The organism is Stenotrophomonas sp. A3_2 (assembly GCF_036624925.1).
Classification (GTDB): Bacteria; Pseudomonadota; Gammaproteobacteria; order Xanthomonadales; family Xanthomonadaceae; genus Stenotrophomonas; species Stenotrophomonas hibiscicola.
Genome location: NZ_JAZKVY010000291.1, coordinates 1 through 358 on the forward strand (window position 1 = coordinate 1; position 358 = coordinate 358).

Sequence of the window (358 nt, forward strand, 5' to 3'; positions counted from 1 at the left end):
CGCGGCAGGAACACGGTCAGCGTGGTGCCGCACCCCGCCGCGGTCTCCAGCGTCACGCCGCCGCCGAGCTGCTGCGCCACCCCGAGCACCTGCGCCAGGCCGAGCCCGCTGCCCTGGCCCACCGGCTTCGTCGTGAAGAACGGCTCGAACGCCCGCGCCGCGACCTCGGGTGTCATGCCGCCGCCAGTGTCCCGCAGCCCGAGCGCCACATGATCCCCCTCCGGCGGCTCCTCGGCCCGGCGCGGCGCGGCGCGCCTGGTGTTGGCGGCGGCGATCACGATCTCCCCGCCCTGCGGCATGGCGTCCCGCGCGTTGATGGCCAGGTTCAGCAGCACAAGCTCAAGCTGCGCCAAATCGG

Annotated in this window: 1 protein-coding gene; it reads right to left on the reverse strand. The window is 74.9% G+C overall.

Annotated elements, in window-relative coordinates:
* Positions 1-358, reverse strand: a 358-nt coding sequence (locus tag R5H29_RS14245) for an ATP-binding protein (protein WP_332329325.1), incomplete at both ends; no start/stop codon positions are given.